This is a genomic window from Kribbella endophytica (genome assembly GCF_054781295.1).
Window position 1 is genome coordinate 2,406,041 of sequence record NZ_BAAGUR010000001.1, and the last position, 14,319, is coordinate 2,420,359.

Sequence of the window (14,319 nt, forward strand, 5' to 3'; positions counted from 1 at the left end):
GGAGTCAGCGGATGCACATCGACTGGAGCGCACTCGGACAGGTCGCAGTGGTCAGCCTGATCTTCGGAGTCGGGGTGGCGGTGCTGTTCGCGTTCGGCGTGACCGCACTGTCGCGGCGAGCGGTAGCTGTCGACGAGAAGCGGTCGGTGTCCCCGGTGGACACGGCTGTCGCGGGGCTCTGCTTCCTGGCCTGCGTCGCGGCGGTGCTCTACGGGCTGTACCTGATCATCCCGCAGTTCCACTAGCTAGCGGTTCCAGCGGCGTACGGCCTTGACCATGTCCTTCGGGCGCAGGGAGCTCAGGTACGTGTCCCAGGTCGCGTAGAGCTTGTCGCCGAGCAGTCCGACGTCCAGGTACGCCTGCGGCCGTACGGCGACCACCCAGGTCGCCGCGGCCGCGTGGCCCTGGGTGAGCAGCAGGTGGTTCGAGGTGTCGTCGATGAGGCGCTTGGACTCGCCCGTCCGCCCGTGGTCCGGCAGCGCCCGGGTCGCCCAGCGGCGCAGGATCTCCGGGTCCTCGGCGGTCATCCGGGCCAGGTAGGTCAGCGGGCCCGGCCGGAAGCCGCGCAGCGGGACGCTGCTCAGGCTGCCGAGCGGGAACCAGCCGTTCGTGCAGCGCCGGCCGTTCACCGCGGACTCGATCTCGCGGGCCTGGTCCGGACGCAGTCCCTGGGTCGCCCAGGACAGGAAGAAGACCCCGGCGTCCGGGATCTCTTCCGCGATATGAGGGGCGACCTTCAACCGCCCCGGTTCGAAGAGGTGCAACTCCTCGGAATCGAACACCACAAACCTTCCCCCGACCCGCCTGGAACCGTCGGCCGGCGCCCCCGCCCGGGGAACCGTCGACCGTCGCCGAGAGGGACCCCCCAGGTCCAGCACGACAATCAAAGGCCTTTCGTACTCCCGAGTCAGCCCGGGGTCAAGGTCTTGTCCACTGTCGAAAGGAGCAGCCGGTACGTTCGTACAGGCTGGTCGTCGTACCGGCTGTGGTGGTCAGCGCTTGCGGCGCCGGGCCAGCTCCTCCTGGTCGAGGCGCTCGGCCTCCTCTGGCGTGGGCGCGCCACCGCCGTACGAGGCGGGCAGCCACCAGGCGCCGGCGGGCCGCTCGGAGTACGCCTTGATCGTCTCGTCGAGCATCCCGGCCATCGTGGTCCGCAGGTGCTCGGTCGCCTCCGTCGCGTCGTCCTGGCGGGTCACCGGGATCGGCGCGCCGACGGTGATCGACACGTTCTGGTGCCGGGAGAAGTCCTTCGGGTGGTCCTTGGTCAGCATCCGCTGGGTGCCCCACAGGATCATCGGGATCACCGGTACGCCGGCCGCCGCGGCCATCCGGACCGTCCCGGTCTTGAACTCCTTCAGCTCGAACGACCGTGAGATCGTCGCTTCGGGGAAGACGCCGACGATCTCGCCGGCCTTCAGGTAGCTCAGCGCCTGCCGGTACGACGCGGAGCCGGCGTCGCGGTCGACCGGGATGTGGTGCATGCCCCGCATCAGCGGCCCGGAGTACCGGTTGCGGAACAGCACCTCCTTGGCCATGAACCGGACCAGCCGTTTGCTCGGCTGCGCGCCGAAGCCGCCGATCACGAAGTCGACGTAGCTGATGTGATTGAGCGCGATCACCGCCCCGCCGGTCCGCGGCACGTGCTCGGTGCCGACCATCGTGAAGTTCAGGTCGAGCACCTTGAACGCGGTCTTCGCGAAGGCGATCACCGGCGGATAGACAATGTCTCGCATGGCTCGACGCTACCGGCCGCCGTCAATGACCTGCACCACCTGAACGACCGGCGACTCGCGGGATCCCGTACGCAGTACACCGGCGGTTGGCTATGGTGGGCGGCGGAAAGTCGAAACGCGGGAGCTCGCGCCGAAGCGGGCTGAGAGGGCGGCTGGACTGCGCACCCCTGGTGGACCGGGAGACCGGACCGGCCAGGCTGGGCGAACCGGTGTCGCCGACCGCCGAACCTGTCCGGGTAATTCCGGCGTAGGGAGCAGCATCGTGACAACCATCGGCAACAACTCCGTTCGCCCGACCGTCACCACCGGCCCCATCTCGGGCTCGGAGAAGATCTACCGGGGCGACCTGCGCGTCCCCGGCCGCCGCGTGAACCTCACGAACGGCGAGCACTTCGACCTGTACGACACCTCCGGGCCATACACCGACTCGGCGGCCGTGATCGACGTCCAGACCGGTCTGCCGCCGATCCGCGAGGACTGGGTCGCCGGGCGCGACCGGCTGACCCAGCTCGCGCACGCCCGGGCCGGCACGATCACCGAGGAGATGCGCTACATCGCGGTTCGCGAGGGCGTCGACCCGGAGCTGGTCCGGTCCGAGGTGGCCCGCGGCCGCGCGGTGATCCCGGCCAACCACAACCACCCGGAGTCCGAGCCGATGATCATCGGCAAGAAGTTCCTGGTGAAGGTGAACGCGAACATCGGCAACTCGGCGGTCACCAGCTCGATCGAGGAGGAGGTCGAGAAGCTGGTCTGGGCCAGCCGCTGGGGCGCGGACACCGTGATGGACCTGTCCACCGGCAAGAACATCCACGAGACCCGCGAGTGGATCCTGCGCAACTCCCCGGTGCCGATCGGGACCGTGCCGCTGTACCAGGCGCTGGAGAAGGTGAAGGGCGACCCGACCGAGCTGTCCTGGGAGGTCTACCGCGACACGGTGATCGAGCAGTGCGAGCAGGGCGTCGACTACATGACCGTGCACGCCGGCGTACTGCTGAGGTACGTGCCGCTGACCGCGCGGCGGATCACCGGGATCGTGTCGCGTGGTGGATCGATCATGGCCGCGTGGTGCCTGGCGCATCACCAGGAGTCCTTCCTGTACACGCATTTCGAGGAACTGTGCGAGATCCTGCGCGCGTACGACGTGACGTTCTCGCTCGGCGACGGGCTGCGGCCGGGGTCGATCGCGGACGCCAACGACGCGGCGCAGTTCGCGGAGCTGCGGACGCTGGGCGAGCTGACGAAGATCGCCTGGGCGCACGACGTACAGGTGATGATCGAGGGGCCCGGGCACGTCCCGATGCACAAGATCGCGGAGAACGTGCGGCTCGAGGAAGAGCTGTGCGGCGAGGCGCCGTTCTACACGCTCGGGCCGCTCGCGACCGACGTCGCTCCGGCGTACGACCACATCACGAGTGCGATCGGTGCTGCGCAGATCGGTTGGCTCGGTACGGCGATGCTTTGCTACGTGACGCCGAAGGAGCACCTCGGGCTGCCCGATCGGGACGACGTGAAGACGGGCGTGATCACGTACAAGATCGCTGCCCACGCGGCTGATCTGGCCAAGGGGCACCCGAACGCGCAGGACTGGGACGACGCGTTGTCGACGGCGCGGTTCGAGTTCCGGTGGGAGGACCAGTTCAACCTGTCGCTGGATCCGGACACCGCGCGCTCGTACCACGACCAGACGTTGCCGGCCGAGCCCGCGAAGACGGCGCACTTCTGCTCGATGTGCGGGCCGAAGTTCTGCTCGATGCGGATCACCGCCGACATCCGCAAGTACGCCGAGGAGAAGGGCCTGGACTCCGAGGAGGCCATCGAGGCCGGCTTCGCGGAGATGTCGGAGAGCTTCAAGTCCCACGACAAGAAGCTGTACCTGCCGCTCGCGGACTGATCGCTGTGGTGGCCCCGGGCAACAGGCCCGGGGCCACCCTACGATGGCGGTCCATCCTCTCGCCGCACAGGAGTCCGCCATGAGCCCGCAGGAACAGGCGAAAGCCGACCTCGCCGAACGCCTCGGCGTTCCCGTCGACGACGTCACCGTCGTCAGCTCCGAGGAGGTCACCTGGCCGGACAGCAGCCTCGGGTGCCCGCAGCCGGGGATGATGTACGCCCAGGTCCTCACCAACGGCAGCCGCATCGTCCTGAGCGCCGGCGGGCAGACCTACGAGTACCACTCGGGTGGACAGCGCGCACCGTTCCTGTGCGAGGGCTGACGTGCTGCTGAAGACGCACAGCCCGGTGCTGTCGCTCGCCTGGGACGGCGACGACCTGTTCGACGCTGTCGGGGGAGGCCGCCGCTGGACGCCGGACGGCACGGAGCACAGCGGGCACGTGTTGTGGGGAGAACTGTTCGACCGCGCGATCAGCCACGGCCCGTACGACGTCCTGTACGGCGAACGCGGGACCAAAGCCGTTGTGCTGAAGGACGGACGCCTGGTGCGGGAGCTCAACCGCAGCTTCTACCAGGCCGAGAACTACGACTACCCAGTTGCGCTCGGCACCTTGCCGGACGGGCGGGACGTCGTGGTGCACTGCCCGGACGAGTACAACATCCTGCAGGTCGAGGAGCTCGAGTCCGGGCGCAGGATCAGCGAGGGGGAACGCGATCCGGCCGACGTGTTCTACTCGCAATTGCGGATCAGCCCCGATGGGCGTCGGTTGCTGTCGGTCGGTTGGGTCTGGCATCCGTTCGGGCTGGCTCAGGTGTTCGACCTGGAGCGTGCGATCGCCGTACCGGCTGTGCTTGATGGTGACGGTGATCTGGTGCTGCCGATGGCCGAGGTCGCCGAGGTTGTCTCGGGGTGCTGGCTGGATGCCGACCGGGTGGTGGTTGCCACGGGCGACGACTCTCCGCAGCGGGCGGTGCTGGGGCCGCATTCGTTCGGGGTCTGGTCGGTCGGTGAGTCTGCCTGGTTGCACCGGCATCGGAGCGACCGGCCGCTCGGGACGGTCCTTGGGCAGGGCAACAGCCTGGTCTCGTTGTCCGGCTCCCCGCGGGTGCTGTCGGTCCGGACCGGGGAGGTGCTGGCGGAGTGGCCGGAGATCGAGGTCAGCGACCGGCAGACCTGCTTCGGCGTCGAGCACGAACCGACTCCGGTGGCCGCTCTGCATCCCGACGGGGATCGGCTGGCGATTGCGGTCGAGGACGGGATTCAGGTCCTTGGGATCCCTGACACGGAGTGAAGTCGGGCGGTGAGTCGGTGGGCGGACTGGACCGTTTTGAGCGGAGAATTGGGGAATCGGTGAGTTCGGGGATCGGTCACTGCGAGTGATCGAGCGAACCGGTTCAGGTTTTTTCCTTCACTCTACGTGAATAAGACTGTAGCCTTAATCTTGCGTCGAGAAGGAGGTGCAGGGCGGTGGTCTTCGTTCTCACGGTAGATCAGCGGGGCAGCGGCGGCGCGAGTGATCTCGTACCCGAGCTGCTGAACACGCTGAACCGGCGGCCGCGCCGGACCGGTCTGTTGCGCAAGTTCGAGCGAACGGCGGGCGACGAGGTGCAGGGCGTGCTGTCCGAGGCACGCGCGACGGTCGAGGTGATCGTCCAGCTGATCCGCGCCGACCACTGGCACATCGGTCTGGGCATCGGCGCGGTCGAGCAGCCGCTCCCGCGCAGTACCCGGGCAGGCAGCGGTACGGCGTTCTTCAACGCCCGGATCGCCGTCACCAAAGCCAAGTCGAGTCCGCACCACGTGAACGTCGTCGGCGACGACCCGCGGGTGGCCGACCAGGTCGAGAGCGTGCTCTGGCTGATGGCGTCCGTACTACGGCGCCGCAGCGAGCGCGGCTGGGCGGTGGCCGACCTGCTGGCGGAAGGGCTGACCCGCCGGGAGATCGGCGTGAAGCTCGGCATCAGCCAGTCGGCCGTGACGCAGCGGGCGCAGGCGGCCGGCTTCGCCGAGGAACAACGGGGGCGGCTGCTGGCCGCCGAGCTGCTCGCACCGGGTGCCGCTGCATGACGGCGGTTGTCCTCGCGCTCACCGTGGTCGGGCTGATCCTTGCCGTGGTGGCGCTGATCCTGCCGGCCGGGTCGACCAGCGAGATCGTCGTCAGCGGCTTCATGCTGGCCTGCCTGGTCGCGGACGGCGTCATCCTGCTGGCCGGCGACGGCATCACCGGCTGGAGTGAGGGCTGGTGGAACGTACTGCTCCTGGTCTCCGGCGCGTTCGCCGTAGCCGGTGGCGGCCCGCTGACCACGTCCGTCCTGTCCCTGGTGGACCGCAACAACACCAGGTCCCAGTCGACCCAGCAGGCCGGTGAGGTGCTGCGCGGTGGCGCGCTGATCGGTGCGCTGGAGCGCGGTGCGATCTACGGCTCGATGGTGGCCGGCTGGCCCGAGGGACTGGCGATCGTGCTGGCCATCAAGGGCCTGGCCCGGTATCCCGAGCTGCGCAGTCCGGACCAGCCGGCCTCCGTCACGCCGCAGGCGGTGGCGGAGCGGTTCATCATCGGCACGTTCACCAGCGTGCTCTGGTCGGTCACCTGTGCGGGGCTGCTGCTGTCCCGTTAGAGCTTGATGACGATGTCCGAGGCGACCTTGTCGTGCCAGGTCTGGTGCTTGTCGTCCCACAGCGGCCAGAGCACGTTCAGGAAGCAGAAGTTGTTGAAGATCAGCGCGCAGACCTCACGGCCGAAGTTGCGGCCCATGCCGATCAGCTCGCCGGTCTCGGGGGAGACGACCTTGAGACCGACCACCTTCTTGCCCAGCGACTGACCGGTGCGGCCCTGCCGGATCACCCGGTTCCAGATCTGGTAGACGATCGAGGCGATGTACCCGATCGCCATCGCGACACCACCGGCGTCGCTCATCTCCTCCATGTTGCCGCTCAGCGCGAGCGAGGTGATCACGCCGGCGACGATCAGGACGATCGCGATGATCGAGTCGACGATCGACGCGAGCGCCCGGGAGCCCCAGCTGGCCAGCTGGCCCGGCAGTGAGTAGTTGTAGCCGAAGCCGCCCCCACCACCGGAGTACGGGTTGTAGCCCGGCTGTGCCGGGTTGTACTGCGGCGCGTAGTTCCCCGGCTGGTTCGGGTACGACGGCTGGTTGGGATAGCCCGGCTGCTGCGGCTGTCCCGGATACTGCGGCTGGCCCGGCTGCTGCCCCGGTACGGCGGGGTACTGCGGCTGGTCCTGCGGGCGGTTCGGGTCGAACGGAGGGGTGCTCACGACAGTCCTTTCTACGACACCTTCGGGGACAGCAGAACGCCGTGGCCTCGACAGGCCACGGCGCTCGGAACGCAGACGGGTACGAGGTCAGAGCTTGACGACGTACGTGCTGTTGATCTTGTCCGCGAAGGTCTGCTTCTTGTCGTCCCACAGCGGCCACAGGTAACCCAGGTAGCACGGCAGGGCGTCCAGGATGTGGGTGATCTCGCGCAGGAACGCCTTGCCCACGCCGACCGGCTGACCGGAGTCGGCGGTGACCAGCTTGAGGCCGAGGGCCTTCTTGCCCCAGCTCTGGCCGGTCTGGCCCTGCAGGACCAGGCGGTTGTAGATCCAGAGGCCGACGCCGACCAGGCTGAACAGCAGGCCGACGATGGTGGTGCCGGCGCCGCCGTCGCCCGCGCCGGAGATCAGGTTTCCGATCCAGCCCGGGATGGCGACGATGATGCCGTCGATCAGCGAGGCGCCCACGCGGACCGGCCAGGTGGCCAGTTCACCGCCGGGGTTGCCGTAGCCGTAGCCGCCGTAGGGCTGCGAGCCGTACGGCGTCGCGCCGCTCTGCGGGTACCCCGGGTAGGAGGACCCACCCGGCTGTCCCGGCTGCTGACCGGGCTGCTGGCCGTACTGGCCGCCCGGCTGACCCGGGTACGCACCCGGCTGCTGCGGCTGGCCGTACTGGCCCGGCTGCTGGCCGTACTGCCCGGGCTGCTGCCCGTAGTCCGGCTGGCCCGGCTGTCCCGGCTGCTGGGGCTGCCCGTACTGACCCGGCTGCTGACCGTACTCAGGCTGCTGGCCGTACTGGCCCGGCTGACCCGGGTAACCGCCGGGCTGGTCCTGGGGCGGCTGGCCGTACTGGCCCGGCTGCTGACCGTACTGTCCCGGCTGGTCCGGTGTCTGATCCCCGTTGCCCTGGTTCGGGTCCTGGGGGTCGAAACCCGGTGGTGGCGTCGGAGTGCTCACGACGATCCCTTCTGATCTTCGTTGAGGAGTCATTGCAGGCTAGCGAGTCTGAGGCTCACCGGCCACGCACCGCTCCGGAGAGTCCGGATCACGGGCACCGAGACGGTTTACCGTGGATCCATGCATCCGGCACACCCTAGATGGAACGAGCGCGGCGGCGCCACGCCCGAGCCGCTGGACCGCCGGGTGCGTGGCCTGGCGGCGGTCCTGGCCGGGGGTGGAGTACTTGCCGCGGTCAACGGACTGTCGGGTGGACGGATCGGACTGCCGTGCCCGTTCCACGCCCTCACCGGGCTGAACTGCCCGTTCTGCGGGACGACGCGGATGGCCGCCGCCCTGCTCGAGGGCGACGTGGCGCGCGCCTGGCCGTACAACCCGCCCATGTTCGTGGTGCTCCCGGTCGTCGCGCTGGTGGTCGGTTACCTGCTGCTGGCATGGACGCTGGAGCGGCTCGGCCGGTTCCGCCTGCCCCGGCCGCGTCCGGGCGAGCGGTTCGCGCGGACGGCGCCGATGGTGTTCCTGGGCGTGATGGCGGCGTACGGCGTACTGCGGAATCTGGTCTAGATCCCTTCCAGGCAACGAAAAACGCCGCAGGCAAGGTCGTTGCCCGCGGCGCCTTCCAGGAAACAGCAGCTCAGCCGAAGCGGCCGGTGATGTAGTCCTCGGTCGCCTTCTCGGTCGGGTTGGAGAAGATCTGCTTGGTCGCGCCCATCTCGATCAGCCGGCCGGGCTTGCCGGTCGCGGCCAGGTTGAAGAACGCGGTCTGGTCCGACACCCGGGCCGCCTGCTGCATGTTGTGCGTCACGATGACGACGGTGAACCGGTCCTTCAGCTTCTCGATCAGGTCCTCGATCGCGAGCGTCGAGATCGGGTCCAGCGCCGAGCACGGCTCGTCCATCAGGATCACCTCGGGCTCGACCGCGATCGCCCGCGCGATGCACAGCCGCTGCTGCTGACCACCGGACAGGCCGGCGCCCGGCTTGTCGAGGCGGTCCTTCACCTCGTTCCACAGGTTGGCACCGTGCAAGGACTTCTCGACCACCTCGGTGAGCTTCTTCTTGTCCTTGACGCCGTTCAGCTTCAGACCGGACGCGACGTTGTCGAAGATCGACATCGTCGGGAACGGGTTCGGCCGCTGGAACACCATGCCGACCACGCGGCGGACCGCGACCGGGTCGATGCCGGTGGCGTACAGGTCCTGCTGGTCCAGCAGCACCTTGCCCTCGACCCGGGCGCCCGGGATCACCTCGTGCATCCGGTTCAAGGTCCGCAGGTAGGTGGACTTGCCGCAGCCGGACGGGCCGATGAACGCGGTGACCGAGCGGGGCTCGATCGTCATCGACACGTCCTCGACCGCCTTGAAGTCGCCGTAGTAGACGTTGAGGCCGCTGACCTCGATGCGCTTTGCCATATCGGTTCAGTACCTCTCGACTATTTGGACTTGATCGTGCTGAACCGTGCGACCAGGCGGGCCAGCACGTTGAGCAGGAGGACGAGCAGGATGAGGGTCAGCGCGGCCGCCCAGACCCGGTCCGCGGCCGGCTGCAGCGCCAGCTCGGTCCGGTCCTGGTTGATCATCGTCGGCAGCGCGCCCATGAACCCGTCGAACGGGTTCAGGTTGATGTTCTTGGAGTAGCCGACCAGGATCAGCAGCGGCGCGGTCTCGCCCATCACGCGGGCCAGGCCGAGCATCACGCCGGTGATGATGCCGCCGAACGCGGTCGGTACGACGATCTTGAGGATCGTCTTCCACTTCGGCACCCCGAGCGCGTACGACGCCTCCCGGAGCTCGTCGGGCACCAGCTTGAGCATCTCCTCGGTCGAGCGCAGCACGACCGGCAGCATCAGCAGTACCAGCGACAGCGAGACGGCGAACCCGACCCGGTTGAAGCCGAAGACCGTGATCCACACCGCGTAGACGAACAGTGCCGCGACGATCGACGGGACACCGGTCAGGATGTCGATCATGAAGCTGACCACCTTGGCGGCCTTGGTGCCCTTGCCGTACTCGACCAGGTAGATCGCGCCGAGGATGGCGATCGGGACCGCGATCACCGCGGTGATCAGGGACATGATCAGCGTGCCCATGATCGCGTGGTACGCGCCGCCGCCTTCGCGCCGTACCGTGATGCCGCGCTGCGACTCGCTCCACCAGCCGGCGTCGAACAGCAGGTGGTAGCCCTTGCTGATCACGGTCCACAGGATCCACAGCAGCGGGACCAGCGCGATCAGGAAGCACAGCGTGATCAGCACGCTGGCCAGGGTGTTGCGGAAGGCCCGGCTGCCGGACTTGCCGGTCAGGTCCAGGGCCTTGCCGTCGTACGCCGGACGGTTGGCCGCGAGAGTGGTGGTCACAGCGCTGCTCCTTCGCTCTGCGGCTTGTCGCCGATCCGCTTGATCCGGCGCGGCCGCTTCCCGCCCGGCCCGCTGCGCGCGACGATCAGCCGGGCGGCGGAGTTGACCAGGAAGGTCACCACGAACAGGACCAGACCGGCCGCGATGTACGCGCCGGTCTTCTCCGGCGAGTCGAACTCGGCGGCATTGTTGGCGATCTTCGAGGCGAACGTCTCGCCGCCGGCGAAGATCGAGGAGTTCCACGGGTCGTTGCCGTTCGGCACCGACAAGATGATCAGCACGGCGACCGTCTCGCCGAGCGCGCGGCCCAGTCCGAGCATCGACGCGCTGACCACACCGGAGCGCCCGTACGGCAGGACGGCCATCCGGATCATCTCCCAGCGGGTCGACCCGAGCGCCAGGGCGCCCTCGCGGTGCGCGACCGGCGTCTGGGCGAAGATCTCCCGGCTGATCGCGGTGACGACCGGCAGGATCATGATCGCCAGCACGACCGACGCGGTGAACACCACCCCGACGTTGTCGGTCGGCGGCTTCTCGAAGATCGGGATCCAGCCCAGCGCCGAGCCGATCCCGTTGATCACCGGGCGCAGGATCGGGGCGAAGAACAAGATGCCCCACAGGCCGTAGATGATCGACGGTACGGCGGCCAGCAGGTCGATCGCGTGCGACACCGGCGCGGCCAGCCGCTTCGGCGCGTAGTACGTCGTGAACAGCGCCACCCCGACCGCGATCGGGACCGCGATCGCCATCGCGATGATCGAGCTGATCACGGTGGTGTAGAACAGCGCGGCGATACCGAACTGCGGCGGGACCGCGCCGGGCTCCCAGATCCGGGAGAAGAGGAAGCTGCTCTCGTTCTTGGTCAGGGCCGGGATCGCCAGCGCCAGCAGGAAGATGCCGACGAACGCGACGATCAGGACCACCAGGGCGCCCGACCCGCGGGCCAGGCCGGCGAACAGCCGGTCGCCGAGGTGACCGACCGGCCCCAGCTCGACCTTCTGGTCGTCCCGCGGCAGGCCGGGCGGTTCCGTGCCGTCTGTACTACTCATGGGTGCTGCTCCAAGCGCCGGGTTGTAGGGGTGCTCCGGTCACGAGGCGAGCCCCGGCTGCCCGTAGGAGGGAAGCCGGGGCTCACATCACGCCGTACTGCGGTCGTTGCAGGTCAGCTGATGCCCTGGACGGCGGCGTCGACCTTGGTCCGCAGCTCCTCCGGGAGCGGCGCGTAGTTCAGCTCGGTCAGCGAAGCCTGGCCCTCGGTGCTGGCGAAGTAGGTCAGGAAGCTCTTCACCAGCGCGGTCTTCTCGGCCGGAAGGCCCTTGCTGCAGGCGATCTCGTACGTCGCCAGGATGATCGGGTAGACCCCGGCCGCCTTGGTGGCGTAGTCCAGCTTCAGCGACAGGTCCGCACCGGTACCGGCCGGCTTGGCCGCGGCCAGCGCCTTCGAAGCCGACTCGGCGGTCAGCTCGACCGGGCCCGCGCCTGAGTCGACCTGCGCGATGCCGAGCTTGTTGTCGACCGCGTAGGACCACTCGACGTAGGTGACCGAGTTCTTGGTGCTCTTCACGCCCTCGGCCACACCGGCCGACTTCTCCTTGCCGGCGCCGGTGCCGGTCCACTTCTTGGCCGGCTTGCCGGTCCAGGCGCCGCCACCGGCCGCCTGCAGGTACTTGCTGAAGTTCTCCGTGGTGCCGGACTCGTCGGAGCGGAAGAACACCGCGATCGGAGCCGACGGGAGGGTGACGCCCGGGTTCAGCTTGGCGATCTCCGGGGCGTTCCAGGTCTTGATGGTGCCCTGGAAGATCTTCGCGGCGGTCGGGCCGTCGACGATCAGCTTGCTGACACCGTCGACGTTGTAGGCGATCGCGACCGGGCCGATGACCATCGGCAGGTTCAGCGCCGGGCTGCCCTGGCAGCGCTTGGCCGCGGCGGCCGCCTCGGACTCACCGCCGTCGGCGCCCTCGGTCTTCAGCGCCGAGTCGGAACCGGCGAAGTCGACCTGGCTCGCGTTGAACTGCTTGATGCCCGCACCGGAACCGGTCGGGTTGTAGTTCACCGTGACGTCGGCGCACTTCTCGTTGTACTTGGCGATGACTTCCTCGATGGCGTTCTTCTGCGCCGAGGATCCCTCGGCGTTCAGGGTGCCCTCGGGGCACTCGGCGCCACCGGTGGAGGCCGAGTCGGAACCTGACGGGGTCGAGGAGCCCGACGGCTCCGGGTCACTGCCACAGGCGCTCAGAGCGAGGACGCCGAGGGAAGCCACGGCGACGGTGCCGACGCGGAGCAGGCGATTGACGGACACGAGAGTGTTGCCCTTCTGCGGGAATTCAGACTTTGTGAACTTCCACAGACGGTAGGGAGAGCAAGTGACCGCATGGTCCGTCGCGGGTGAACGAGCGGTGAACGGTTCCGGTAGCGCTCGCGACGGTTGGCGTGCCGCCAGGAGGCCATCAGGTGAACTGAGTTAAGGACCGTGACGCTCAGTGATTTCAAGCGCCTGTTGGTCACGGTCCGATATCAGCGCACGACCAGCGGACGCGACGCCGATGGCGTCACGGTGAGGTTCAGTTCGCCGTACGTCGTACTGCAGGCGAACAACTCAGCTGGAGAAGTCCTCCGGGGCGACGCCGTCGAGGAACTGGCGGAAGCGTTCGAGCTCGGCCTGCTCCTCCTCGGGAGTGGCGACGCCGGCCTCGCGCAGGACCTGCTCGGTGCAGCGGATCGGCGTACCGAGTCTGACGGCCAGGGCGACCGAGTCGCTCGGGCGGGCCGAGACGCGGGCGCCGTTGGCCAGCACGAGTTCGGCGTAGAAGACCGCGTCGCGCAGCTCGACGATCTCCACCGCCTCGATGTGCACGCCGAACGCCTCGATCAGGTCGCGCATCAGGTCGTGCGTCAGCGGGCGGGAGGGCCGCAGGCCCTGTTCCTCGTACGCGATCGCGGTCGCCTCCACCGAGCCGATCGAGATCGGCAGGTAGCGGTAGCCCTCGGTCTCGCGCAGCATCATCACGGGCGCCCTGTTGGGCGACTCCATCCGGATCCCGATCAGAGTCAGTTCGCGCATCGATGTCATGGTGCGGTCCCGGCCTCTCCGTGCCGCCGGCTCCCGGTAGGGCGCCGGTTTCCTCGGTAGGAACATACCCGGCAGGGCACACCGCACTCGGCGGCGACCCCGACTGTGACGATCTCTTTGCATTGGCGGGGTCGCGCGGAGTCACAGCCTTTACGGCGCGCTGAACCGTTCGTGGGCCACGCGCCCGTCGGCGAGCAGGTGCGCGACGACGAACGCGCCCGGGGAGAACTTCCCGACCGGCAGCCCGAGCTCCCTCGCCAGCGCGGGCAGCACGGGCCGGTGCGAGCAGACGACGGTCACGTGGCCGTGCTTCCAGGCGGTGCCGGCCAGGCCTTCCATCGCCTGCGCGTCCGCCTCGAACCCGCGCTCGGAGATCTCCGGGTGCAGGTGGATCTTGCGGCCGATCGCCGCGGCGTACGGCGCGACCGTGGTCGCGCACCGCTCCGCGTCGCTGCTGCGGACCCGGTCAACCCCGAGCGCGGCCAGTACGTCGACCAGCCGCTCGGAGGTGACCCGGCCGTGAGCAGTCAGCGGACGATCCGTGTCTTTGCCGTCCCAGTCCTTGCGCTTGATCGCCTCCGCATGCCGGATCAGGACCAGCGACGCGACCACCGGTACGGCGCGCTCGAGGTTGCGCAGGATGTCCACGTCCCGCGGGTAGCTGAGCCGGCCGGCGGCCTCGTCGGCCGGCAGCCACTCGATCCGGTCCACCTCGTCGTTCGGGACGAACTCGCCGTCGCCGCGGGTCTCGGCGGACCAGTAGTGCACGAGCTTCGGCACGGTCCCGCCGTTCTTGCGGACGTCGTACCGCTGGACGCCGAGGGACGGACCGAGCACGACCCGCAGGCCGGTCTCCTCCTCGATCTCGCGCTGCGCCGCGGACAGTACGTGCTCGTGTGAGGTCAGCTTGCCCTTCGGCAGCGACCAGTCGTCGTACCTGGGGCGGTGCACCAGCAGGACCTGCCGCGTGCCACGGCGCTCCCGCCACACGACACCACCCGCGGCGATCACGGTCGCCGGGTTGCTCATCGTCTC

At 68.7% G+C, this 14,319-nt stretch carries 17 protein-coding genes; 7 read left to right on the forward strand and 10 right to left on the reverse strand.

Annotation, left to right across the window (positions count from 1 at the left end):
- Positions 1-11 precede the first annotated feature (11 nt).
- The gene (locus ACYVIO_RS11475; RefSeq protein WP_460650667.1) at positions 12-245 is read left to right on the forward strand and encodes a hypothetical protein; all 234 of its coding nucleotides are present in this window, start codon (positions 12-14) and stop codon (positions 243-245) included.
- Here ACYVIO_RS11475 and ACYVIO_RS11480 read toward each other — a convergent pair whose 3' ends face one another.
- Positions 246-782, reverse strand: coding sequence for a hypothetical protein (locus ACYVIO_RS11480; protein ID WP_460650668.1), 537 nt, complete (start codon positions 780-782; stop codon positions 246-248).
- A 210-nt stretch (positions 783-992) separates the two neighbouring features.
- Positions 993-1,733: a lysophospholipid acyltransferase family protein gene (locus ACYVIO_RS11485; protein ID WP_460650669.1), complete on the reverse strand. Its 741-nt coding sequence runs from the start codon at positions 1,731-1,733 to the stop codon at positions 993-995.
- Between the two features lie 262 nt (positions 1,734-1,995).
- On the opposite strand from ACYVIO_RS11485, the gene thiC reads away from it, so the two are divergent.
- From thiC to ACYVIO_RS11510, 5 genes are all read left to right on the forward strand, one after another.
- Positions 1,996-3,624, forward strand: coding sequence for a phosphomethylpyrimidine synthase ThiC (gene thiC, locus ACYVIO_RS11490; RefSeq protein WP_460650670.1), 1,629 nt, complete (start codon positions 1,996-1,998; stop codon positions 3,622-3,624).
- A 79-nt stretch (positions 3,625-3,703) separates the two neighbouring features.
- Positions 3,704-3,946 carry a hypothetical protein gene (locus ACYVIO_RS11495; RefSeq protein WP_460650671.1) on the forward strand — a complete coding sequence of 81 codons (243 nt, stop codon included), beginning with the start codon at positions 3,704-3,706 and terminating at the stop codon, positions 3,944-3,946.
- Between the two features lies 1 nt (position 3,947).
- The gene (locus ACYVIO_RS11500; protein ID WP_460650672.1) at positions 3,948-4,916 is read left to right on the forward strand and encodes a WD40 repeat domain-containing protein; all 969 of its coding nucleotides are present in this window, start codon (positions 3,948-3,950) and stop codon (positions 4,914-4,916) included.
- Positions 4,917-5,092: 176 nt separating this feature from the next.
- Positions 5,093-5,692, forward strand: a complete 600-nt coding sequence (locus ACYVIO_RS11505) for a transposase (protein ID WP_460650673.1) — start codon at positions 5,093-5,095, stop codon at positions 5,690-5,692.
- Complete coding sequence (locus ACYVIO_RS11510; RefSeq protein ID WP_460650674.1) at positions 5,689-6,243, forward strand: hypothetical protein; 555 nt, start codon at positions 5,689-5,691, stop codon at positions 6,241-6,243. Before ACYVIO_RS11505 ends, ACYVIO_RS11510 begins: the two co-directional genes overlap by 4 nt.
- On the opposite strand, the gene ACYVIO_RS11515 is transcribed toward ACYVIO_RS11510, so the two are convergent.
- Entirely contained in the window at positions 6,240-6,902 is a 663-nt protein-coding gene (locus ACYVIO_RS11515; protein WP_460650675.1) for an RDD family protein, read from the reverse strand. The two genes, ACYVIO_RS11510 and ACYVIO_RS11515, sit on opposite strands and share 4 nt — an antisense overlap.
- 87 nt (positions 6,903-6,989) lie before the next feature.
- A complete protein-coding gene (locus ACYVIO_RS11520; protein ID WP_460650676.1) occupies positions 6,990-7,859 on the reverse strand; it encodes an RDD family protein in 870 nt (289 codons plus the stop codon).
- A 120-nt stretch (positions 7,860-7,979) separates the two neighbouring features.
- Between ACYVIO_RS11520 and ACYVIO_RS11525 the strand changes: the two genes are divergently transcribed.
- Positions 7,980-8,423 (forward strand): DUF2752 domain-containing protein, encoded by a 444-nt coding sequence (locus ACYVIO_RS11525; protein ID WP_460650677.1) that lies wholly within the window; start codon positions 7,980-7,982, stop codon positions 8,421-8,423.
- Positions 8,424-8,493: 70 nt separating this feature from the next.
- On the opposite strand, the gene pstB is transcribed toward ACYVIO_RS11525, so the two are convergent.
- From pstB to ACYVIO_RS11555, 6 genes are all read right to left on the reverse strand, one after another.
- Positions 8,494-9,270: a phosphate ABC transporter ATP-binding protein PstB gene (gene pstB / locus ACYVIO_RS11530; protein WP_460650678.1), complete on the reverse strand. Its 777-nt coding sequence runs from the start codon at positions 9,268-9,270 to the stop codon at positions 8,494-8,496.
- A 20-nt stretch (positions 9,271-9,290) separates the two neighbouring features.
- Entirely contained in the window at positions 9,291-10,214 is a 924-nt protein-coding gene (gene pstA / locus ACYVIO_RS11535) for a phosphate ABC transporter permease PstA (protein WP_460650679.1), read from the reverse strand.
- Positions 10,211-11,263, reverse strand: coding sequence for a phosphate ABC transporter permease subunit PstC (pstC, locus tag ACYVIO_RS11540; protein ID WP_460650680.1), 1,053 nt, complete (start codon positions 11,261-11,263; stop codon positions 10,211-10,213). Before pstC ends, pstA begins: the two co-directional genes overlap by 4 nt.
- Before the next feature lie 113 nt (positions 11,264-11,376).
- On the reverse strand, positions 11,377-12,513 hold the full coding sequence (pstS, locus tag ACYVIO_RS11545; protein ID WP_460650681.1) for a phosphate ABC transporter substrate-binding protein PstS: 1,137 nt from the start codon (positions 12,511-12,513) through the stop codon (positions 11,377-11,379).
- A 297-nt stretch (positions 12,514-12,810) separates the two neighbouring features.
- The gene (locus tag ACYVIO_RS11550) at positions 12,811-13,284 is read right to left on the reverse strand and encodes a bifunctional nuclease family protein (RefSeq protein ID WP_273482675.1); all 474 of its coding nucleotides are present in this window, start codon (positions 13,282-13,284) and stop codon (positions 12,811-12,813) included.
- 150 nt (positions 13,285-13,434) lie between these two features.
- Positions 13,435-14,313 carry an NUDIX hydrolase gene (locus ACYVIO_RS11555; RefSeq protein WP_460650682.1) on the reverse strand — a complete coding sequence of 293 codons (879 nt, stop codon included), beginning with the start codon at positions 14,311-14,313 and terminating at the stop codon, positions 13,435-13,437.
- Positions 14,314-14,319: the final 6 nt, after the last annotated feature.